Genomic DNA, 21,821 nt, shown 5'->3' with positions numbered 1-21,821 from the left:
TTTTTAGCGTAACTTGTTAATATAGCTCTTTCCCATGAATCCTTCTGAACTTCGCTCTACTCTGGCCTTAGCGGGCATTTTTGGCCTCCGTATGTTGGGCTTATTTCTGCTTTTGCCTGTTTTTAGTATTCATGCGAGGGGCTTGCCTGGTGGCGAGCACGCCCTCTGGGTGGGTCTTACCCTCGGAATCTTTAATATTGTTCAGGCTTGCTTCTACATCCCCTTAGGTCGTCTTTCCGACCGAATTGGTCGAAAACCAGTCGTTTTGTGGGGTCTATCTTTATTTGTAGCTGGTGCGTTGATTTGTGCGGCCCAAGACGATCTCTTGTGGATCGCCATCGGTCGTGGAGTAATGGGCGCTGGAGCTGTTTCAGCAGCGATTTCCGCTTGGGTCGCTGATTTGACTCGGGAGCAAGTGCGCACCCGTGCGATGGCCTTAGTTGGAGGCAGTATTGCCCTCTCGTTTGCCCTTTCCCTGGTTATTGCCGCCCCAATCTATCGCATAATTAGCTTGAGCGGCATTTTTGTAGTGTTAGCAGTCCTTGGGGTTGGGGCGATGTTTGTTGCTTATTACGTTCTACCCAGCACGAAGCCCGAGCCTAGGGCACTGCAAGCGAGCCTGAGGAAGGTATTTTTGCGTCCGGAGTTAATGCGCTTAAATGTGGGGGTATTCGTATTACATGCTACTCAAGTCGCCATGTTTCTGGTGGTGCCCCGTTTATTGGTGGAAGCAGGTCTGCCATTGGCGTCCCACTGGCAGGTTTATCTTCCGGTAGTACTACTTTCTTTTTTCTTGATGGCGCCGATTCTGATTTTTGGTGAAAAGAAGGAGCAGTTACGTACGGTTTTATTGGTGGCGATTGTGCTGCTCTTGATCGCTGAATTGGTGTTTACAAGCGCCTATTCAATTACTGCTATCGCTATTGCTTTATTGATTTACTTCGTTGGTTTTAATTTGCTGGAAGCATTGCAGCCTTCACTAGTTTCTCGTTTTGCTCAAGAGTCTAAGGGTACTGCGCTGGGCGTTTACAACACCACCCAGTCAATTGGTCTCTTTACAGGGGCTGTAATTGGGGGTTGGCTGATGGATAGCCACGGCGATGTATCAGTCTTTGTGATGGGCGCAGCGCTACTTTTATGCTGGCTTATAATTGCTTGGTCAATGGGTACTATGCCAACGAGAGCCATAGATTCAAAGGATCTAGCACCAAAGACAGCACCTTAGTTTCAACGATTTAATTAAAACGAGTAGTTTATTTTTAGTAGTAATAACAGCAGCATTTTTCTTCGGGAGACAACATGGCTTCGGTAAATAAGGTCATCGTCGTAGGTAACGTCGGGCGCGACCCAGAAACGCGTTATATGCCAAGTGGCGACGCAGTAACCAATATTTCAGTAGCGACATCAGATCGTTATAAAGATAAGCAGTCTGGTGAAATGAAAGAAACCACAGAATGGCACCGTGTTGCATTCTTTGGCAAGCTTGCAGAGATCGCTGGTCAATATCTCAAAAAGGGTTCACAGGTTTATGTAGAAGGTCGTTTGCGTACCCGTAAATGGACTGATGCTAGTGGCCAAGAAAAATATTCCACTGAGATCGTTGCAGAAACAATGCAAATGCTTGGTGGCAAGCCAGTAGGCGGCAGTGGTGATGGTGGTGAAAGCTACAGTCGCTCAAAGCCGGCTGAGCAATCTGCCCCAGCGTCTTCAAATGCTGCTTCATTGGGCGCAATGGATGACGATATTCCGTTTTAAGTAATACATTCATTCCTATTGCTGCATGTAAAAAGCCCTTTTAGAAGGGCTTTTTCTTTGTCAGTAGATTTTGTTACTGCCTTGCGTGGCGAATGTTGTCAGGCCAGGGTGCATTGTGATCGGTGCGGAAGGGGTTGATGTCTAGGCCGCCGCGGCGAGTGTAGCGCGCGTAAACAGAAAGCTTTTCTGGTTTGCATTGCCGCTTGATGTCGCAAAAAATAGTTTCAACACAATGCTCATGAAATTCACCCAATTGTCTGAAGCCGATGAGGTAACGAAGCAAGCCCTCTTCCAAAATCGGGCGACCTTGATAGCGAATTTGCACACTTGCCCAATCTGGTTGACCGGTGACCGGACAATTGGATTTGAGTAGATGCGAGACCAAGCATTGCTCGATAGGACCAAAGGATTCGTTCACTCCCAGCAAGCTCGGATCTGCAGGTAAGTTGGGATCAACCTCAATATCAAGGCGATCCATCAGGACCCCGCTCATTTCTTGCATACCTTTTTTGGCAATGCTTTCAGTTGGATTAATGCGCGTAGCAATTTTGCTGCCAGCTACTGCTGATAAATCAGTAATTAATCTTTCTCGAACTTCAGTCTCATCCTCAAAGCGAGCGCTATTGAAGCTATTAAGATACAGCTTGAATGATTTAGACTCAATCATGTTGACCGAGTCTGCCGGAATCTGAAATTCCGCTAATGCAATTTGGGGCTTGCCTTTTTTATTGAGCCAGCTGAGCTCAAAGGCATTCCAAATATCCACGCCGACAAATGGCAAGGCTTGATTTGCTTGGATATTTAACTTGAGGCGATTTTCAGCGCGCGGAATGGGAAATAGCAGGCTTGGATCGTATTGATCTGGATATGGCGTTGCTTGACCAAGAGTGAGTGTAGACATTAGTTTTTGGGTTTATTAGATACACCAGAGACGACGTGACCTGTGGGCGCTACGGATGCAGCAGATTGGCAGTGACCCGTTTGATCATCAAAGAAGAAGTCCGGCTCAAACTCGCGCAAGAATTCGCTTTTAGAGAGTCCACCAAGAAACATGGCTTCATCCACATCAATACCCCAAGCCATGAGAGTACGAATGGCGCGCTCATGTGCAGGTGCAGAGCGCGCAGTAACCAAGGCGGTACGTATGCGCATACCTTTTTCGCTAGTGGAGCGTTGTAAGCGATGTAACGCCTCTAGCAATGGCTTGAATGGACCCGGCGGCAAGGGGATGGCAGCTTTCTTGCTTTCATGATCTACAAAGGCAACTAAGCCTTCACTTTGGAATACTTGCTCGGCTTCATCTGAAAAGAGCACTGCATCTCCGTCAAAGGCAATGCGGATTTCATTCGGATGAGACTCTGCCGTCTTACTCGATTCTGGATACACGCGCGCCGCAGGAAAGCCCGCATCAATGGTGGCGCGTACATCATCTTCATTAGCCGAGAGAAATAAGTTGGCATGCAAAGATCGTAGGTAGTGATAGGGCGGTCGGCCTCTTGTGAATACGCCACGCTCTAGATGTAAGCCATGATGCTCAGCAGAGCGGAAGACTCGTAAACCGCTAACAGGATCATTGCGCGACAAGATCACTACTTCAACGCGTTGCTCACCTTCTTCATTAAAAGCTAGTAACTTCTTCACCAATGGAAATGCAACGCCAGTCTGTGCAGCTTCAGACAGGCGGTCCAATTGCAGCTTCATATAGGCGCTGTCATCAGTAGATTCGAAGATACGATTCTCTTCTTCGAAATCAAACAAGGCGCGCGAGGAGATCGCAACGACGAGTTTTCCGGTGAGTGTGTATGACATTAATGAATTCGATCTGATGTATTAACGCTTATTTAAGGAATAGACGATAAGCGGGGTTTTCAGTTTCATTCCAATGGGGGTAGCCAAGTGAGGCCAAAAAGTTCTGGAATCGCTTCTGTTCATTTTTAGGCACTTGTAGGCCAATCAAGATACGACCATAGTCGGCGCCGTGATTACGATAATGAAAAAGACTGATATTCCAATTGGGTGCCATGCTGGTCAGGAACTTCATGAGGGCGCCTGGACGCTCCGGAAATTCAAAGCGGTAGAGCAATTCATCTTTAGCAAGTGATGAACGACCACCCACCATGTGGCGTAAGTGGGATTTTGCTAACTCATCATGGGTCAGGTCGATCGTGGCAAATTTTGCCTTGCGGAAGTTCTTTGCAATGGCTGTGCTGTCAGCTGCTTTTTGTGTACCTATACCGACAAAAATATGTGCTTCACTTTGGTCAGCGATGCGATAGTTAAATTCCGTTACGTTGCGATTGCCGAGCAGTTCACAAAAACGTTTGAAGGAGCCGCGCTCCTCAGGAATAGTGACGGCAAACACAGCTTCGCGGAATTCGCCAACGTCAGCTCGCTCAGCCACAAAGCGCAAGCGACTGAAATTCATATTGGCGCCACAAGCAATGGCCACCAAAGTTTTCTTTTTCAGTCGATGTTTTTCCACATATTTCTTCATGCCGGCAATAGCTAGGGCACCAGCAGGCTCCAGAATGCTTCGCGTATCAGTAAACACGTCGTTAATCGCAGCACAAATCTCGTCAGTATCGACAGTGATAATGTCATCCACAACACGTTTGCAAATCCGGAAAGTTTCTTTGCCAACTTGCTTGACTGCAGTGCCATCTGAAAAGAGGCCGACATCTTTCATTTCGATACGTTTATTGGCTTCGAGAGATCTTCTCATTGCATCCGAATCTACTGACTGAACGCCGATCACCTTGGTTTTAGGACTGACTGCTTTGACGTATTCGCCAATGCCAGCAATTAAGCCACCACCACCAATGGCTACAAAAATAGCCTCGATTGGCTCTTGGTGCTGCTGAAAAATTTCTAGGGCAATCGTGCCTTGTCCCGCAATGACGTCTGGGTCGTCAAAAGGGTGGACAAAGGTTAAACCCCGTTTTTTCTCTAAAAGTTCAGAGTATTTGAAGGCATCGCTATAGGATTCGCCATGCAGGATCACCTCCACCCAGGGCCCACCACGCGCCTTAACGGCATCAATTTTGACACTCGGGGTAGTGAGGGGCATCACGATAACCGCTTTGCACTTCATTTTTGCTGCTGCTAGGGCCACACCTTGAGCATGATTGCCTGCAGAAGCAGCAATGACGCCTCGTTTTAGGGCTTCTGGAGGCAAATGCGCCATTTTGTTATAGGCACCACGCAGTTTGAAGGAGAAAACCGGCTGGTTATCTTCCCTTTTGAGTAAAACTTGGTTACCTAAGCGTTTAGTGAGTTCGGGGGCTACTTGAAGCTCTGTTTCCCTGGCCACATCGTAGACTCGGGCCGATAAAATTTTCTTTAAATAGTTCGTTGCCATGCGATGAGCGTACCATGAATAGGCTCTAAGCCCTTAAATTTGCAAGGGTTTATCCCCTCAACCAACATCTTTCTTAGATTCCTGCCAATATCAAGATCCTCAATTAAAATGCGTATTTATTAAATATGATGTTATGAACGCTCCATTAGCTTTGAACCAGTTGTTAGATGCTGAAGCGGGTTCACCTCGCCTTCGCGAAATCCCCTACAACTACACCTCTTTTTCCGACCGTGAAATTGTGATTCGCCTTCTGGGCGAGGAGTCATGGCGCGTTTTGAATGATTTGCGCGGAGTGCGTCGTACTGGTCGTTCAGCTCGCATGTTATTCGAGGTATTGGGTGATATTTGGGTGGTTCAACGTAACCCCTTCCTGCAAGATGACCTATTAGATAGCGCCAATCGCCGTCAGTTATTAATTGACGCGCTGTGGCATCGCCTTGGCGAAGTGAAGAAAAGATCAAGTGGCGAGTCAGCTGAGCAAGTACAGATCTTATTAAAGGCAGCGCATCAAGCGGTTGAGAGTTTCGAGCAGGGCTTTAAAGAAGTGACCGAGATTCGTAAGCGTGCGCGTAAGGAGCTTGGCCGTATTACTGCCTCTGACAATATTTGTTTTGATGGCTTTTCTCGCGCAGCACACGTAACCGACGCCACTGATTGGCGTGTTGAGTTTCCACTCGTGGTTCTTAAGCCGGATTACGAATCGGAAATTCCGGGATTGGTGAAGGCCTGTATTGCATTAGGTCTGACAATTATTCCGCGTGGAGGTGGCACAGGTTATACCGGTGGCGCTATTCCTCTATATGCCATGTCAGCAGTCATCAACACTGAGAAGCTGGAGCAGATTGATAACGTCAAGGCAAAGCGTTTGCCAGGCGTGGCTCATGAAGTTTCAACCATCTTTACAGGTGCCGGTGTAGTCACACGTAGAGTCGCAGATGCTGCAGAGCGTGTTGGCTTGGTGTTTGCAGTTGACCCCACCTCTGCTGATGCCAGCTGTATTGGTGGCAACATCGCCATGAATGCCGGCGGTAAGAAGGCGGTTCTCTGGGGTACAGCCTTGGATAACTTGGCTAGCTGGCGCATGGTGGATCCAGAAGGTAACTGGTTGGATGTTGAACGTCTTGATCACAATCTGGGAAAAATCCACGTAGCTGAAACAGTACGCTTTCAACTTACTTGGTCTGATGGTTTGAGCGAACCAGGCGAGCGCATTCTGAAAACGGAAATTCTTGAGGTAGAGGGTAAGCGCTTTCGTAAAGAAGGCCTTGGTAAAGATGTGACTGATAAGTTTTTATCAGGCCTACCCGGCGTTCAAAAAGAAGGCTGTGATGGATTAATTACCAGTGCTACTTGGATCTTGCATCGCATGCCCAAATACATGCGGACTGTTTGCCTAGAGTTTTTTGGTCAAGCACAAGAAGCGATTCCGAGCATTGTTGAAATTAAAGCTTATCTTGATGGCCTAACCAAAAATGGCGGCCCTATTTTGGCTGGTTTGGAGCACTTGGATGATCGTTATTTAAGAGCAGTTGGATATTCCACTAAGTCCAAACGTAATGCTATGCCCAAGATGGTTTTGATTGGTGATATTGCCGGTGATGATGAAGAGGCTGTGGCTGCGGCAACAAGTGAAGTCGTGCGCATGGCCAATAACCGTGTGGGCGAGGGCTTTGTCGCTGTTAGCGCAGAAGCTCGCAAGAAGTTTTGGTTAGATCGTGCTCGCACTGCTGCGATTGCTCGCCATACCAATGCTTTTAAGATCAATGAAGACGTGGTGATTCCATTGCCGCGCATGGGCGAGTACACCAACGGTATTGAGCGTATCAATATTGAACTTTCCCTCAAGAATAAATTACAGGTTTTGGATAGTCTCGAGACCTTCTTAAAAAAGAGTGCACTGCCATTAGGTAAGGCAGCTGCTGAAGATTATGAAATCCCGACAGCTGAAATTTTGGGTGATCGTGTTCAGCAAGCGCTTGAACTGATTGCAAGAGTGCGTATGCGCTGGTCCGACTGGCTCACGCGGATGGATATGTACTTTCCGGACCTGCAGAATTACACTCTGCGCGCTTCTTGGAAGACAGAAGTGCGTGCTGAGCTCAGAATTATTTTTGGTGGCTTAGCATTTGAGCCCATCCTCAATGAACTAGAGGCGATTCATAAAACTACTTTACGCAAACGCGTTTTTGTAGCGCTACATATGCATGCTGGTGATGGCAACGTTCATACCAATATTCCGGTGAACTCAGATGATTACGAGATGTTGCAAGATGCACATCGCGCAGTTGCTCGGATTATGAAATTAGCGCGCTCCTTAGATGGCGTGATTTCTGGTGAGCATGGTATCGGCATCACAAAACTCGAATATTTGACTGAGGCGGAGCTCAAAGATTTTCGTGCTTACAAAAATCGCGTTGATCCTGAGGGTCGTTTCAACAAAGGCAAATTAATGCCGCATGCTGATCTCAGCATTGCCTACACCCCGAGTTTTGGCTTGATGGGGCACGAGTCCATCATCATGCAGCAAAGTGATATCGGTGCGATTGCGGATAGCGTGAAAGATTGCTTGCGCTGCGGTAAGTGCAAGCCAGTCTGCTCTACCCATGTGCCTCGGGCGAATTTGCTGTACAGCCCCCGCGATAAAATTTTGGCCACTTCTTCCTTGATCGAAGCTTTCTTGTATGAAGAACAGACTCGTCGTGGCGTTTCGATTCGCCATTGGGAGATGTTTGATGATGTGGCGGCGCATTGCACCATATGTCATAAGTGCTTAACCCCTTGCCCTGTCAACATTGACTTCGGTGAAGTCACCATGAATATGCGTAACTTGTTGCGCAAGATGGGGCAGCAACGCTTTAATCCGGGAACGGCAGCATCGATGTTGTTCTTGAACGCCACCGATCCAGATACTATCAACTTAGTCCGCAAGACGATGATTGGTTGGGGTTACAAGCTTCAACGCTTGGGTAATGATGTATTCCGGAAGTTGGCGCGCAAACAAACTGCGCACCCACCAGCTACAGTCACTAAGCCGAATATTAAAGAGCAGGTGATTTTCTTTGTGAATAAGAAGATGCCTGGTAACTTGCCTAAGAAAACGGCTCGTGCACTTTTAGATATTGAGGATGCAAATTACGTACCGATTATTCGGGACCCAAAAACTACCTCTGCGGATACGGAAGCCGTATTTTATTTCCCGGGTTGCGGTTCAGAGCGCCTGTTCTCACAAGTGGGATTAGCAACCCAAGCGATGTTGTGGAATGTGGGAGTTCAAACGGTATTACCGCCAGGCTACCTCTGTTGTGGATATCCGCAACGTGGGAATGGTGATTTTGACAAAGCCGACAAGATGATTACGGACAATCGTGTCCTCTTCCATCGGGTTGCGAATACCTTAAATTATTTAGATATTAAGACGGTGGTGGTTTCTTGCGGAACTTGCTACGACCAGTTAGCGGGCTACCAATTTGAGCAGATCTTCCCTGGTTGTCGCATCATTGATATTCATGAGTATTTGCTGGAGAAGGGTGTCAAGCTTGCCAACGTGACCGGCGTGAAGTACATGTATCACGATCCATGTCACTCACCCATGAAGTTGCAAGATCCACTCAAGACGGTCAATGAGCTTATTCAGTCGGAGGATGGCACGGTCATTCAGAAGAATGATCGTTGCTGTGGTGAATCTGGAACGCTTGCGGTAACACGACCAGATATCTCTACGCAGGTGCGATTCCGTAAACAGATTGAAATGGAGAAGGGCGCCAATGAATTACGTAAAGACGACTTCACTGGCGATGTGAAGGTCTTGACGAGCTGCCCATCTTGCCTACAGGGCCTCACCCGTTTTGATGCGGATAGCGGTACTACTGCCGACTACATTGTGGTTGAAATGGCGCAAAAAATATTAGGTCCTGATTGGATGCAAGAGTATGTCGCTAAGGCCAATCAAGGCGGGATTGAAAGGGTATTAGTTTAATGATCCCAAGCAATATTGTTGTTCATCAACAATCAAAAGTGCTAGAGCTCGCTTATGAGAATGGCAAAACCTATCGCCTCCCATTTGAATTCTTAAGAGTGGTGTCACCTTCTGCTGAAGTGCAGGGTCACGGCCCTGGGCAAGAGACTTTGCAAACCGGTAAGCGTGAGGTACTGATTGCGAATATTGAGCCAGTGGGGCATTACGCTCTGAAGCCTTCTTTCTCTGATGGGCATGATTCCGGTTTGTACTCCTGGGATTTCTTGCAATTTTTATGCGAGAACCACGAGGCCTTGTGGAAAGAGCATTTAGATAAATTAGCTGCTGCTGGTCTTGATCGAGATGCGCCAATGAGTATTGCTGGTGGAAAGTCTTGCGGTAGTCATTAGTCGTGATTTCAGTAAAGTAAAAAATATGAGTAAGACCCATTTTGGATACCAGAGCGTTGATGAGGCTGAAAAAGCGGGTAAGGTCGCAGAAGTATTTCATTCTGTAGCCAGCAAATACGATGTCATGAATGACTTGATGTCATTTGGCCTTCACCGTTTGTGGAAGAAGGTGACTATTGCACGTGCACAAGTGCGCCCCGGTCAAAAAGTGTTGGATATTGCGGGTGGTACAGGCGATCTGGCTGCGGCATTTGCACGAGCAGCGGGCTGGGGACACAATGCCGAAGCACAGGTATGGTTGAGTGATATCAATGCCTCCATGCTGGGGGTTGGACGAGACCGACTTTTAGACAGTGGCCTGGCCTTACCTTGTGTTCAGTTTGATGCAGAACAAATTCCCTTTCCCGATAACCACTTCGATGTCGTCACAGTGGCATTTGGTTTGCGTAATATGACCCACAAGGATGTGGCCCTGGCAGAGATGCGTCGCGTGATTAAGCCGGGGGGTAGAGTATTGGTGCTGGAATTCTCTCAGCCAGATGCTTTTTTGCAGCCAGTCTATGACACCTACTCATTCAAAGTGCTGCCTTGGCTGGGTGAGAAAATTGCTCAAGATTCTGAGAGTTATCGCTATTTGGCGGAGTCTATTCGGATGCATCCAGATGCCCATGCCCTTAAAGAAATCATGTTGGGGGTGGGTTTTGATGAAGTGGATACCCATAGAATGACTGGGGGTATCGTTGCGCTGCATATTGGTATTAAATACTAATGAATTAGTAGCTTTTAGTAGTCCAGAATTCGAGTTGTTCTATAGGGGATCAAAATATGAATAAGCAATTTTTTAAAGCAGCGCTCTTAAGCCTGAGTTTGGTATTTGCATCTGTCGGGCACGTGGATGCGGCGCGCTTAGGTGGTGGCAAAAGTGTTGGTAAGGCACCAAGTGCGCCAATGCAAAAACAGGCTGCACCTGTACAGAAGCAAGCTCAGCCAGCTGCTGCACCTGCACCAGCACCGGCTGCTGCACCTAGCCGCTTTGGCGGTATGGGCGGTATCTTAGGCGGCTTAGCCGCAGGTTTAGGCATCGGCTACCTCTTGTCCCATTTGGGTATGGGTGAGGCCGCATCGTCCTTAATTACTGGGTTATTAATCGCGGTTCTTGCTGGATTTGTCATCATGTTTGTGATGAGAAGACTCATGCCCGCTTTATCTGGCGCTAACAAAGGTCCTCAAGTGGGTTCACAGGGAATGCAGCGTGCCAATCTAGACCAGGCACCAAGACAAGAGCCAGCGTTTACGCCTGCGTCAAATGCTTTTGCCGGCGTTGCGGCGGAGCCTGCCCCATATCAATCCACTTTGCCGCCAGGCTTTGATGAATACGCATTTTTAGAAAATGCTAAACAATATTTCTCGGGTCTGCAAAAAGCATGGGATCAAGGTGATTTAGCTGCATTGCGTGAGTACACCACTCCTGAGATGTTCGCCACGATCGAGCAAGATCTCTCAGGTCGGGCTGATGCTGCTAATCAAACTGACGTGGTGACACTCAATGCGCAATTAATCGGAATTGAGACGGCTGATAATACGTATTACTGCAGCGTGCAGTTCACCGGCATGATTCGTGAGCAAGCTGGTGCACAAGCAAATAATTTCTCTGAAGTGTGGAACCTCAGTAAGCCTGTAGCTGGCCCTGGTGGCTGGGTACTGGCGGGTATCTCCCAGTTAGTTTAAGCTTAAGGTACTTTCCACTGAAAGCCCGCACTTGTGCGGGTTTTTTACGCCCATGACCACCGCATCCTCCATTAATCATCCTATTGCAGCTGTAGCCGCCTGCCGAGGGATAAATCACATTCTGAAAGCGGAACCCTGGGCGATGGGCGAGTTGGCTCGACACGCTGGCAAAGTCATCTTGCTGAAGTTGCCTGTCGGCAACCTTTTTTTTGAATTGACGCCGGCTGGGACTTTAACCGCTGCAACTGACTTAGATATCCCCTCTTTAGAGTTGGATGTTTCTGCTGATGTCATGAGTGCACTTACAGGCGGTTCTGGTGGTGTACGAGAGCAGGCAATGAAGTCGGTCAAGATTACTGGCGATGCCGACTTAGCTCAATTACTGGGGCGTCTAGCAGGACAGATTCGTTGGGAGTATGAGGAGGACTTAGCACAGCTTATTGGTGATGCGCCCGCCAACTTCGCCGTACGCCAAGGCAAGAAATTCGTTTCCGCAGGACGATCTGCTGCTTCTGACTTATTAGCTAATGTGGTGGAGTATGTCAGCGAAGAAAAAAAAGTACTTCTGAATAAGCGGGATTTCATCATTCACAAAAATCAATTAAATACCTTACGTGATGCAGTTGATCGCATGGAAAAGCGTATTCAACTGCTAGAGCGAAAAGGTTAATTTACCGTGCGTCGTCTTGCCCGCCTCTCCTTTATTTTCTTTACTGCATGGCGCTATGGCATGTTGCCATTACTGCGCGATATTCTCAAACCGGGGATTCGTCGCGGTGTATTAACCATTATTTGCTGGACCTCTCCTGGTCAAGCCTTGCCAAGGGGTGAGCGTATTCGTTTGACCTTAGAGGCCCTTGGCCCCATCTTCGTGAAGTTTGGACAAGTGTTATCAACCCGACGAGATTTATTGCCAGAAGATATTGCTAATGAATTAGCGAAGTTGCAGGATCAGGTCCCCCCATTTTCGAATGATGAATCATGTCGCTTGATTGAGCAGGCCCTTGGACAATCCATTCAAGAAGTATTTATTAGTTTTGATGCGACTCCTGTAGCCAGTGCCTCTGTAGCTCAAGTGCACTTTGGTTTATTACGTGGCACCGCAAAGCATCCTGAATGGGAAGGTCGCGCTGTCGCAATTAAAGTCCTGCGCCCAGGCATTTTACCGATCATTGATGGCGATCTTGCTTTGTTGTATGACTTGGCAAAAATTATTGAGCGAATCTCTGAAGATGGTCGTCGCTTAAAGCCCCGTGAAAACGTTGCAGAATTTGATACGCATCTTCATGATGAGTTGGACCTCATGCGTGAGGCAGCCAATGCAAGTCAGTTGCGCCGTTATTTTGTCGACTCACAGAAATTGATGATTCCGGAGATGTATTGGGATTTATGTCACACCAATGTCATCGTGATGGAAAAGATGAATGGAATTTCCATTGGCCGGACTGCTGACTTGCGCGCAGCAGGTATTGATTTTAAAAAGCTCGCTGCGGATGGTGTAGAAATATTTTTCACTCAGGTATTTGAGCATGGTTTTTTTCATGCGGATATGCATCCTGGAAATATCATGATTAGCCTGGAGCCAGAGACATTTGGCCGTTTTATTTCTTTAGATTTTGGCATTGTTGGTGCGTTGAGCCAATCCGACAAAAGTTACCTCGCTCTCAATTTCTTAGCTTTCTTTAATCGTGACTACCGCCGTGTGGCTGAATTGCACATTGAGTCTGGTTGGGTTCCTGCTAACACTCGCGTCGAAGAGTTGGAAGGTGCAGTGCGCTCTGTTTGTGAGCCTTACTTTGATCGCCCTCTGAAGGAAATTTCCCTCGGAATTGTGCTGATGCGTTTATTCCAAACCTCACGTCGTTTCAAGGTGGAAATTCAGCCACAGTTAACCTTACTCCAGAAGACCCTATTGAACGTCGAGGGTCTTGCACGTGAGCTGGACCCGGACTTGGATCTCTGGAAGACCGCCAAGCCGATCTTGGAAAAATGGATTAGTCAGCAGCTCGGTTGGAGGGCCTTGGTAGACGGTATTAAGGCTGAGGCACCAAGCTGGGCACAGATTCTGCCAACTCTACCCCGCCTCATTGCAGAGAGTTTGGCGCAAGTGAAAGCGCCGCAAAAGGGGCAGAATGGCGAATTAGAGGTCCTAAAAGCCCTTTTATTACAAGAAAGACGTACTCATCGCCTCTTGGTGGGGGCTTTATTGTTTGCGGGAGGCTTTTTGGCGGGAATTTTGATTATTGGCCTTGGTCTTTATTAGTCTGTCGTCGGTCATCGCTTAAACCGCTAAAATGCTAGGTTAGGCAAAGCATGAGCACAGGCAAATGAAAAAATACTTTATCGCAGGCATTCTGGTGTGGGCACCGATGTCAATCACCATTTGGGTGATTGGATGGGGCCTTGGTCTGCTCGACGGGGTGTTTGGCTCTGTGATGCATGCCATTATTGCCGTCTTCCCCAATCAATTTGCTGCCGACTTGCAGCATTTCCGTGACCTGCCTGCGGTTGGCATCTTGATCGTAGTTTCAGTAATCATGCTTACTGGGTTGTTCGCCATCAATTTTGCAGGGCAATGGTGGATGAAGGTATGGGATCGTTTTGTGAACCGCATTCCAATCGTGCGCTCTATTTACTCCAGCGTTCAACAAGTCTCTTCGACGCTATTTTCAGGTAGTGGCCAAGCCTTTAGTAAGGCCTTGTTGATTCGTTATCCGCACGCAGATTCTTGGGCGATCGCATTTCAGACTGGCATCCCTGCAAGAGAAGTTTCTGCTAAGTTGGGTGAAGATTTCGTCAACGTATTCTTGCCAACCACCCCAAATCCAACTTCCGGATTTTTTATGATCGTCCCACGTGCACACACCATTGAATTAGAGATGAGTGTCGAAGAGGCGCTCAAACATATTGTTTCAATGGGATCTGTTCCCCCCACCAGTTCAACTGGTTTGACCGCTATTGGGTCAAGCCAACATCTTTGATTTATAGGAAATTGTTATGTCGATGCGAAGCCATACCTGCGGTCAGGTAACCGAATCACTCATTGGTCAAGAAATTACTCTCTCTGGTTGGGTAAATCGCCGCCGTGACCACGGTGGCGTGATCTTTATTGACTTGCGTGACCATCAAGGTTTTGTACAGGTAGTATGCGATCCAGATCGCCCAGAGATGTTTGCTTTGGCAGAGCAGGTTCGTAACGAGTTTTGTATTCAGGTCAAAGGCCTGGTGCGTGCACGTCCTGCTGGCACTGAGAACAATGATTTGGCGAGCGGTAAGATTGAAGTACTTTGCCACGGCCTAGTGATCTTGAATGCCTCTATTACACCTCCGTTCCAATTAGAAGATGAGAACTTATCTGAGACTACTCGCTTAACTCATCGGGTTCTGGATTTGCGTCGTCCGCAAATGCAAAAGAATTTACGCTTGCGTTACAACGTTGCTATGGAATGCCGCCGGTACTTAGATGCTGCCGGCTTTATTGATATTGAAACACCGATGCTGACCAAGAGTACGCCCGAAGGTGCGCGCGACTATTTAGTGCCATCCCGTGTTCATGATGGTCAATTCTTTGCTTTGCCACAGTCCCCTCAGTTATTTAAGCAGTTATTAATGGTGGCGGGTTTTGATCGTTACTATCAAATTACTAAGTGTTTCCGTGATGAAGATTTGCGTGCTGATCGTCAACCTGAATTTACTCAGATCGACTGTGAAACAGCTTTCTTAGATGAATTAGAAATTCGTGAGTTATTTGAAAACATGATCCGTCATATTTTTAAAACCACGATGAATGTCGAGTTACCAAATCCATTCCCAACAATGCCTTACTCAGAAGGTATGGCACGCTTTGGTTCGGACAAGCCTGATCTACGTGTGAACTTTGAGTTCACCGAGTTGACTGACTTAATGAAAGATGTCGATTTCAAAGTATTTTCTGGTGCAGCTAATCAAGAGGGTGGGCGTGTAGTGGGCCTATGTGTTCCGGGCGGCGCTGAGATCAGTCGTAGTGAAATTGATGACTACACTCAATTTGTAGCGATCTATGGTGCTAAAGGTTTAGCTTGGATCAAAGTGAACTCTGTAGCAGAGGGTCGCAATGGTTTGCAATCACCCATCGTAAAAAATCTACATGATGCTGCAATCGAGGGAATCTTAAAGCGCACAGGCGCTAAAGAAGGCGATATTATTTTCTTCGGTGCCGATAAAGAAAAGGTGGTAAACGATGCAATCGGTGGCTTACGTTTGAAAATAGGCCACTCTGCCTGGGGTAAAGAGCACGGTCTCTCGACTGAAGGTTGGAAACCATTATGGGTAGTTGATTTCCCAATGTTTGATTACGATGAAGGCGAAGCCCGTTGGGTAGCTTGCCATCATCCGTTTACTAGCCCTAAAGATGAGCACATGCAGTATCTCGAATCCAATCCCGGTAAGTGCTTAGCTAAAGCCTACGACATGGTCCTGAATGGCAGTGAAATTGGTGGCGGCTCAGTTCGTATTCATCAAGAGGCAGTGCAGAGCCAAGTATTCCGTGCCTTGAAGATTGGCGCTGAAGAAGCACAAGCTAAGTTTGGGTTCTTATTAGATGCGTTGCAGTATGGTGCCCCTCCGCATGGTGGTATTGCATTTGGATTAGATCGTATCGTCACAATGATGACGGGCGCTGAGTCTATTCGTGATGTGATTGCTTTTCCTAAAACACAGCGTGCACAGTGCTTGCTAACCCAAGCCCCTAGCCCCGTAGATGAGCGTCAGTTAAAAGAGCTGCACATTCGCTTACGCCAAGCTGCTCCGGCTGCTTAAGCAAGAAAGCATTCAAAGCATCTTGAAAATCCCTATTTCGGTTTTAGTGGTCATCTATAGATCGAATGGGGAGGTCTTACTAATTGAGAGGGCCGACAGGCTCAACTTTTGGCAATCTGTTACAGGCAGCATCGACACCTTGGATGAAGATCTGAAGTTGGCCGCTTCGCGCGAAGTCCTTGAAGAAACCGGCATTGATATTCAATCACTGCCAGAAAATGCTTTGCAGAATATGCACCATCAGATTGAGTACGAGATTTATCTGCAATGGCGTCACCGCTATGCTCCTGGAGTCACCAAAAATACTGAGCATTGGTTTTCATTACTTGTTCCAGATGATGTCTCAGTCAGATTGGCCCCAAGAGAACATGTCGCTTACCAGTGGCTGCCTTTTAATGAGGCAGCAAAAAAATGTTTCTCTCCTAGCAATGGGGAAGCAATTCTCAAGTTATTTTCTGCGCACCAGAGCGTAACTCACTAAGATAGAGCGATGAGACATTCATCAGGGCATCATCAAGCGGCAAGCGCTTCTAAACCTTCACAGGGGAATGATTGGAAAGTCATTCGTGATTTACTTCCCTACCTATTGGAATATAAGTTTAGGGTTGCGATTGCTCTAGCATGCCTCGTGGCTGCCAAGGTCACTAACTTAGGCATCCCGATTTTACTAAAGCGTTTAATTGATGATCTAAACATTCGGGTAGATTCTCCACAAGCTTTACTCGTCGTTCCCGCAGGACTCATCTTGGCTTATGGCCTACTCAGAATGTCTGCATCCTTGTTTGCAGAGCTGCGTGAATTTCTTTTTGCACGAGTGACCCAAAATGCTGTTCGTAAGGTAGCCCTTCAAGTCTTTGAGCATTTGCACTCTTTGGCACTCAGCTTTCATTTAGCTCGCCAAACTGGTGGAGTCAGTCGTGATATTGAGCGCGGCACTCGTGGCATCCAGTCTCTGATTGCCTACTCTTTGTATAGCATCTTGCCAACCTTGGTTGAGTTCATATTAGTACTGGGATATTTGGCTTACTCGTACGATATTTGGTTTGCAGTGATTACTTTATGTGCCTTAGTTTTCTATATCATTTTTACTGTCGTGGTAACCGAGTGGCGCACCCATTTTCGTAAGACCATGAATGACATGGACTCTAAGGCAAATCAGAAAGCAATTGATTCTTTATTGAACTTTGAGACGGTGAAGTACTTTGGTAATGAGGCTTTTGAAGCCAGTCGTTACGATAAAAACTTGGAGCGCTATCAGGCTGCTGCTGTTAAGTCACAAAAATCCTTAGCCGTTCTCAATTTTGGTCAGCAAACAATTATTGCAATTGGACTGGTATTAATTTTGTGGCGCGCTACGCTTGGTGTAGTAGACGGCACGATGACTCTGGGAGACCTTGTTCTAGTCAATACTTTAATGATTCAGTTATATATTCCCCTCAATTTCTTGGGCGTGATTTATCGCGAGATCAAGCAGTCCTTAACGGATATGGAGCGAATGTTCTCCTTATTAAATACAGATAAAGAGATTGCTGATGCGTCTAACGCCCAGCCTTTGCATATTAGCGACCAAGGGCGTGGTCCAGATGTTCGTTTTGAGAATGTCTCATTTCATTACGATGCCAAGCGAGAAATTCTTCAGAATGTCAGCTTTCATATTCCGGCCGGAACCATTACTGCCGTAGTGGGTCAGAGTGGTGCTGGTAAGAGCACCTTAGCGAGATTACTATTTCGTTTTTATGATGTGCAATCAGGCAAGATCTTGATTGATCAGCAAAATATTCAAGATGTCACGCAAGCTAGCCTACGCAAAGCGATTGGCATTGTTCCCCAAGATACGGTCTTATTTAATGACACCATCGGCTACAACATTGCCTATGGTGATACTGCTGCCTCTATTGAAGAAGTTCACGAGGCGGCTAGAGCTGCGCAAATAGATGGTTTTATTAAACGTTTGCCAGATGGATATGAAACTCAAGTGGGTGAGCGCGGCTTAAAACTTTCTGGTGGTGAGAAGCAGCGAGTTGCTATTGCACGTACTTTGCTCAAGAAGCCTGCCATGCTCATCTTTGATGAAGCCACTTCAGCCTTAGATTCCAAAACGGAGCGCGCGTTCCAGGAAGAGTTGCTTGGTCTTGCCAAGAATCGCACTACCCTGATTGTTGCTCACCGACTTTCAACTATTGTTCACGCCGACCAAATTTTGGTGATGGATCATGGTCAGATCGTAGAACGCGGAACACATAGTGAACTTTTGTCTGCTAATGGTCGATATGCAGAGATGTGGCAAATGCAAGAGCGCACCGCTCTTGATTAAACTATTTTGATGAGCCAGCAAGAATTAATCCTCAGAAATGCCTTTGCGGCTGCGGTAGCAGTAGCTGACCCACAGATCGTTATTCCGCAATATTTGGCGAAGATTTTTCCGCGGGGGCATGAGCCTAAGGGACGATGTGTTGTAGTAGGTGCAGGCAAAGCCAGTGCTTCCATGGCCAGTGCATTGGAGTCATATGCTAAGTCAGATTGGCCTCAGGTTGATATTGAGGGCATAGTGTTGACTCGTTATGGTCATGGCTCACCAACTGGGCATATTCGCATTATTGAGGCGGGGCACCCCGTCCCAGATCAAGCCGGGATGGATGGCGCCAAAGAGATCTATCGCTTAGTTGGTGAACTGCAAGCGGGTGATACTTTAATTGCCCTAATCTCGGGTGGCGGCTCTAGTCTGCTCACTTTGCCTCAGGCTGGTATCAGTATTGATGATATGCGCAAGACTACTGAGGCGCTATTGCGCTCTGGTGCGCCAATTGAAGAGATGAATGTGGTGCGCAAACATTTATCTGCGATTCTGGGTGGTAACTTGGCTAGATTAGCCATTGATAGAGGTGCTCGAGTAGAGGCTTTGTTGATATCCGATGTGACTGGAGATGATCCTGCTGACATCGCGAGCGGGCCCTGTGCACCCGATTATTCGACTTATCAAGATGCTGTGCATATTCTGGAAAAGTATCGATTAGGAGGAGATGCTATTCCTTCTTCCGTTTTGCTTCATTTGCAATCCGGCATTGCTGGCCAGGTTGCTGAAACTTTAAAAATAGCTGATCTACAAAATACTCAAGTCAATAACCACGTCATTGCGACAGCGTACAAAAGTCTTGTGGCGGCTGCAGACTATGTGCGCACTCAGGGTTATGAGCCAGTGATTTTAGGTGACACGATTACTGGCGAGGCTCAGGATGTTGGTTTCGAGCAAGCTGCATTGGCACGTCAGTATTTGCAGACTAAGACTAGTGCACCAATCGCCCTGATTTCGGGTGGAGAGTGCACGGTGACCATTTCCGAGGGTCTTCAAGGTCGAGGGGGCCGTTGTAGCGAATACTTGCTCTCACTATTGGCTGCTTCTGCAGACTTTCCAAAGATAGCGGCTTTGGCTGCTGATACGGATGGCATTGATGGTAGCGAGAAGAATGCCGGTGCATGGTTTACTCCTGCTATTCGCCAGGCTGCTGATACCCAAGACCTCTTTCCGGCCCAGTATTTAGCCCAACATGATTGCTATGGTTTTTTCTCTAAATTAGACGCTTTAGTGGAAACTGGCCCTACACTAACTAATGTGAACGATTTCCGTATTATCTTGCTTGATTAATGCAATAAAAATTGATTACACAAAACTTCATCAAAAATATATGTCTACTAGCTCAAACCAAATTCAATTGATTCAGCCAGACGACTGGCATTTGCATATTCGTGATGGTGCGGTCATGAAGGATGTATTGGCAGATACTGCTCGGCAATTTGCACGTGCCATCATCATGCCTAACTTGAAGCCGCCAGTGACTACTGTGGATTTAGCAAATGCTTACCGCAGTCGAATTGAAGCCAATCTCCAATCTCTCGGAATCTATGGTTTTACGCCCTTGATGACCTTGTACCTTACAGACAATACTTCCGCCGATGAAGTTCGGAAAGCCAAGACTGCAGGTATTGCTGGATTTAAGTTGTATCCCGCTGGAGCAACTACTAACAGCGATGCTGGGGTGAGCGATATTAAGCATTGTTACGCCGCGCTGGAAGCGATGCAGGCTGTAGGTATGCCGCTACTGGTTCATGGTGAAGTGACTAGTGCTCACATTGATATTTTTGATCGCGAGGCGGTATTTATTGATCAAATCCTTGTGCCATTACGAAAAGATTTTCCTGAGCTCAAGATTATTTTTGAGCACATCACAACCAAGCAAGCAGCGCACTATGTGCGTGATACGTCTACTGGTGGAAAAAATATCTTAGCAGCTACGATTACTCCACAGCATTTGCTCATGAACCGCAATGCGATTTTTGCTGGCGGTATTCGGCCACATAACTATTGTCTGCCGGTACTCAAGCGAGAGGAGCATCGCGTAGCTTTGCTTGAAGCGGCTACCAGTGGCAGTTCACGATTTTTTCTAGGTACCGATAGTGCGCCACATGAGAAGGGAGCAAAAGAAGCCGCCTGTGGTTGCGCAGGTTGTTATAGCGCATTTAATGCCTTGGGTTTATACGCCGAGGCATTTGAGAGTGTTGGCAAGTTGGATATGCTCGAAGGGTTTGCTAGCTTTTTTGGTCCCGATTTTTACTGTTTGCCGCGCAATACGAAAACCATCACTTTGGTAAAGCAGGCGCAAAGCGTTCCTGCTGAACTTCCTTTGGGCGAGGCAACCATCGTGCCATTGCGTGCTGGTGAGACCATTGCCTGGTCTCTGGCTTAGACCCCACTTCACCAATCCCTGTTTTTTCGTTTTTAGGTTAAGTTTCTGCGACTGCGTTAGACTGCAGGCGCAGAGTCAATTGGGCAATCGCCGCCTCTTTATTGAGGGGGAGGAAAGTCCGGACTCCATAGGATAGGGTGATGGTTAACGACCATCCACGGTGACGTGAGGAATAGGGCCACAGAGACGAGCGTATTTAGTTACGGTGAAACGCGGTAACCTCCACCCGGAGCAATCCCAAGTAAGCAGGCGATGAGGCGATCCGCTGAGTCTGCGGGTAGGGAGCTTGAGCCGTCAGGTAACTGCCGGCCTAGAGGAATGATTGCCCCTAGATGCAAATCTAGGCGACAGAATCCGGCTTATCGATTGACTCTGCACTTATTCAGAAATGAGATCAATGCTGTAAGTGATTTCAGCGGTTTTTGCCAACATGTTGGTCGCTGAGCAATACTTTTCGTGAGATAGCTTTACGGCCCGCTCAACCTTAGCTTGCTCTAGGTCTTTGCCGGTTACTGTGAAATGCAGATGAATTTTTGTAAAGACCTTGGGTTCCACTTCCGCCCGTTCCGCAGTGAGCTTTACGTCACAAGCGCTAATAGCTTGTTTGGCACGCTGTAGGATTAAAACTACATCAAATGCAGAGCATCCTCCAGTACCAGCCAAAATCAACTCCATCGGTCTCGGGGCGCTATTTTGACCGCCTGCATCGGGTGGGCCGTCCATTTTTACAAGGTGGCCGCTACCTGTTTCTGCTGAAAAAGCCATGCCACCAACTCCCAACCAAGATACTTGACATTCCATATTAGTGACCCCTAACTTAGTAAATTAATCAATATTATCAATAGTTTATCAATTTTTAAGGAAAGAGGTTTTGGCTAAAAAACATCAATTAATTGATTTTGGTCAATTTTCTTGCGTTGCACCATAATTTTTGTGTAGAATAACCATATTGGTAGTCAGTCTTATACAAGACTGCGACTTACCTCCCAGTGTCTCCTCCACTTAAACATAGGTGGATTCCAACCCAGGACTCGTTCCTGGGTTTTTTTTGGGTTACAATTCAAGGCTTTACTGAA

General features: G+C 47.2%; 18 protein-coding genes and 1 other RNA gene. 15 read left to right on the top strand and 4 right to left on the bottom strand.

The window, feature by feature from the left end:
* Positions 1–34: 34 nt before the first annotated feature.
* Both DN92_RS09700 and ssb read left to right on the top strand, forming a co-directional pair.
* Complete coding sequence (locus DN92_RS09700; protein ID WP_173961041.1) at positions 35–1,225, top strand: MFS transporter; 1,191 nt, start codon at positions 35–37, stop codon at positions 1,223–1,225.
* 74 nt (positions 1,226–1,299) lie between these two features.
* A complete protein-coding gene (gene ssb / locus DN92_RS09695; protein ID WP_173961040.1) occupies positions 1,300–1,755 on the top strand; it encodes a single-stranded DNA-binding protein in 456 nt (151 codons plus the stop codon).
* 73 nt (positions 1,756–1,828) lie between these two features.
* On the opposite strand, the gene queF is transcribed toward ssb, so the two are convergent.
* The 3 genes from queF to ilvA are packed head-to-tail and all read right to left on the bottom strand — an operon-like array spanning position 1,829 to position 5,113.
* Positions 1,829–2,656 carry an NADPH-dependent 7-cyano-7-deazaguanine reductase QueF gene (queF, locus tag DN92_RS09690; protein WP_173961039.1) on the bottom strand — a complete coding sequence of 276 codons (828 nt, stop codon included), beginning with the start codon at positions 2,654–2,656 and terminating at the stop codon, positions 1,829–1,831.
* Positions 2,656–3,564, bottom strand: coding sequence for a 5'-nucleotidase (locus DN92_RS09685; RefSeq protein ID WP_173961038.1), 909 nt, complete (start codon positions 3,562–3,564; stop codon positions 2,656–2,658). The genes queF and DN92_RS09685 overlap by 1 nt, the downstream gene beginning before the upstream one ends.
* Positions 3,565–3,592: 28 nt before the next feature.
* The gene (gene ilvA, locus DN92_RS09680; RefSeq protein ID WP_173961037.1) at positions 3,593–5,113 is read right to left on the bottom strand and encodes a threonine ammonia-lyase, biosynthetic; all 1,521 of its coding nucleotides are present in this window, start codon (positions 5,111–5,113) and stop codon (positions 3,593–3,595) included.
* A gap of 133 nt (positions 5,114–5,246) precedes the next feature.
* On the opposite strand from ilvA, the gene DN92_RS09675 reads away from it, so the two are divergent.
* The 13 genes from DN92_RS09675 to rnpB all read left to right on the top strand — a co-directional run bounded on the left by DN92_RS09675 (position 5,247) and on the right by rnpB (position 21,123).
* Positions 5,247–9,089: a DUF3683 domain-containing protein gene (locus DN92_RS09675; RefSeq protein ID WP_173961036.1), complete on the top strand. Its 3,843-nt coding sequence runs from the start codon at positions 5,247–5,249 to the stop codon at positions 9,087–9,089.
* Positions 9,089–9,478 (top strand): gamma-butyrobetaine hydroxylase family protein, encoded by a 390-nt coding sequence (locus DN92_RS09670; RefSeq protein ID WP_173961035.1) that lies wholly within the window; start codon positions 9,089–9,091, stop codon positions 9,476–9,478. Before DN92_RS09675 ends, DN92_RS09670 begins: the two co-directional genes overlap by 1 nt.
* Before the next feature lie 25 nt (positions 9,479–9,503).
* A complete protein-coding gene (gene ubiE / locus DN92_RS09665) occupies positions 9,504–10,247 on the top strand; it encodes a bifunctional demethylmenaquinone methyltransferase/2-methoxy-6-polyprenyl-1,4-benzoquinol methylase UbiE (protein ID WP_173961034.1) in 744 nt (247 codons plus the stop codon).
* 56 nt (positions 10,248–10,303) lie between these two features.
* Complete coding sequence (locus DN92_RS09660; RefSeq protein ID WP_173961033.1) at positions 10,304–11,206, top strand: Tim44 domain-containing protein; 903 nt, start codon at positions 10,304–10,306, stop codon at positions 11,204–11,206.
* Between the two features lie 52 nt (positions 11,207–11,258).
* Positions 11,259–11,876, top strand: coding sequence for a ubiquinone biosynthesis accessory factor UbiJ (locus DN92_RS09655; RefSeq protein WP_173961032.1), 618 nt, complete (start codon positions 11,259–11,261; stop codon positions 11,874–11,876).
* A 6-nt stretch (positions 11,877–11,882) separates the two neighbouring features.
* Positions 11,883–13,469, top strand: coding sequence for a ubiquinone biosynthesis regulatory protein kinase UbiB (ubiB, locus tag DN92_RS09650; RefSeq protein ID WP_173961031.1), 1,587 nt, complete (start codon positions 11,883–11,885; stop codon positions 13,467–13,469).
* Between the two features lie 64 nt (positions 13,470–13,533).
* A complete protein-coding gene (locus DN92_RS09645; protein WP_173961030.1) occupies positions 13,534–14,187 on the top strand; it encodes a DUF502 domain-containing protein in 654 nt (217 codons plus the stop codon).
* A 16-nt stretch (positions 14,188–14,203) separates the two neighbouring features.
* Complete coding sequence (gene aspS / locus DN92_RS09640) at positions 14,204–16,003, top strand: aspartate--tRNA ligase (RefSeq protein WP_173961029.1); 1,800 nt, start codon at positions 14,204–14,206, stop codon at positions 16,001–16,003.
* Positions 16,004–16,025: 22 nt separating this feature from the next.
* Positions 16,026–16,484 carry a dihydroneopterin triphosphate diphosphatase gene (gene nudB, locus DN92_RS09635; protein ID WP_173961028.1) on the top strand — a complete coding sequence of 153 codons (459 nt, stop codon included), beginning with the start codon at positions 16,026–16,028 and terminating at the stop codon, positions 16,482–16,484.
* A gap of 9 nt (positions 16,485–16,493) precedes the next feature.
* A complete protein-coding gene (locus DN92_RS09630; RefSeq protein WP_173961027.1) occupies positions 16,494–18,317 on the top strand; it encodes an ABCB family ABC transporter ATP-binding protein/permease in 1,824 nt (607 codons plus the stop codon).
* 9 nt (positions 18,318–18,326) lie between these two features.
* The gene (locus DN92_RS09625; RefSeq protein WP_173961026.1) at positions 18,327–19,646 is read left to right on the top strand and encodes a glycerate kinase type-2 family protein; all 1,320 of its coding nucleotides are present in this window, start codon (positions 18,327–18,329) and stop codon (positions 19,644–19,646) included.
* 40 nt (positions 19,647–19,686) lie between these two features.
* On the top strand, positions 19,687–20,745 hold the full coding sequence (gene pyrC, locus DN92_RS09620; RefSeq protein ID WP_173961025.1) for a dihydroorotase: 1,059 nt from the start codon (positions 19,687–19,689) through the stop codon (positions 20,743–20,745).
* Between the two features lie 71 nt (positions 20,746–20,816).
* Positions 20,817–21,123, top strand: an RNA gene (gene rnpB / locus DN92_RS09615) — RNase P RNA component class A.
* Here rnpB and DN92_RS09610 read toward each other — a convergent pair.
* Positions 21,124–21,546 (bottom strand): OsmC family protein, encoded by a 423-nt coding sequence (locus DN92_RS09610; protein ID WP_173961024.1) that lies wholly within the window; start codon positions 21,544–21,546, stop codon positions 21,124–21,126. It lies immediately after the preceding RNA gene.
* Positions 21,547–21,821: the final 275 nt, after the last annotated feature.

This window comes from Polynucleobacter arcticus, assembly GCF_013307205.1.
GTDB classification, from domain to species: Bacteria; Pseudomonadota; Gammaproteobacteria; order Burkholderiales; family Burkholderiaceae; genus Polynucleobacter; species Polynucleobacter arcticus.
Note: the sequence above shows the minus strand (reverse complement) of the source record. Positions and strands in the feature narration are given on the sequence as shown.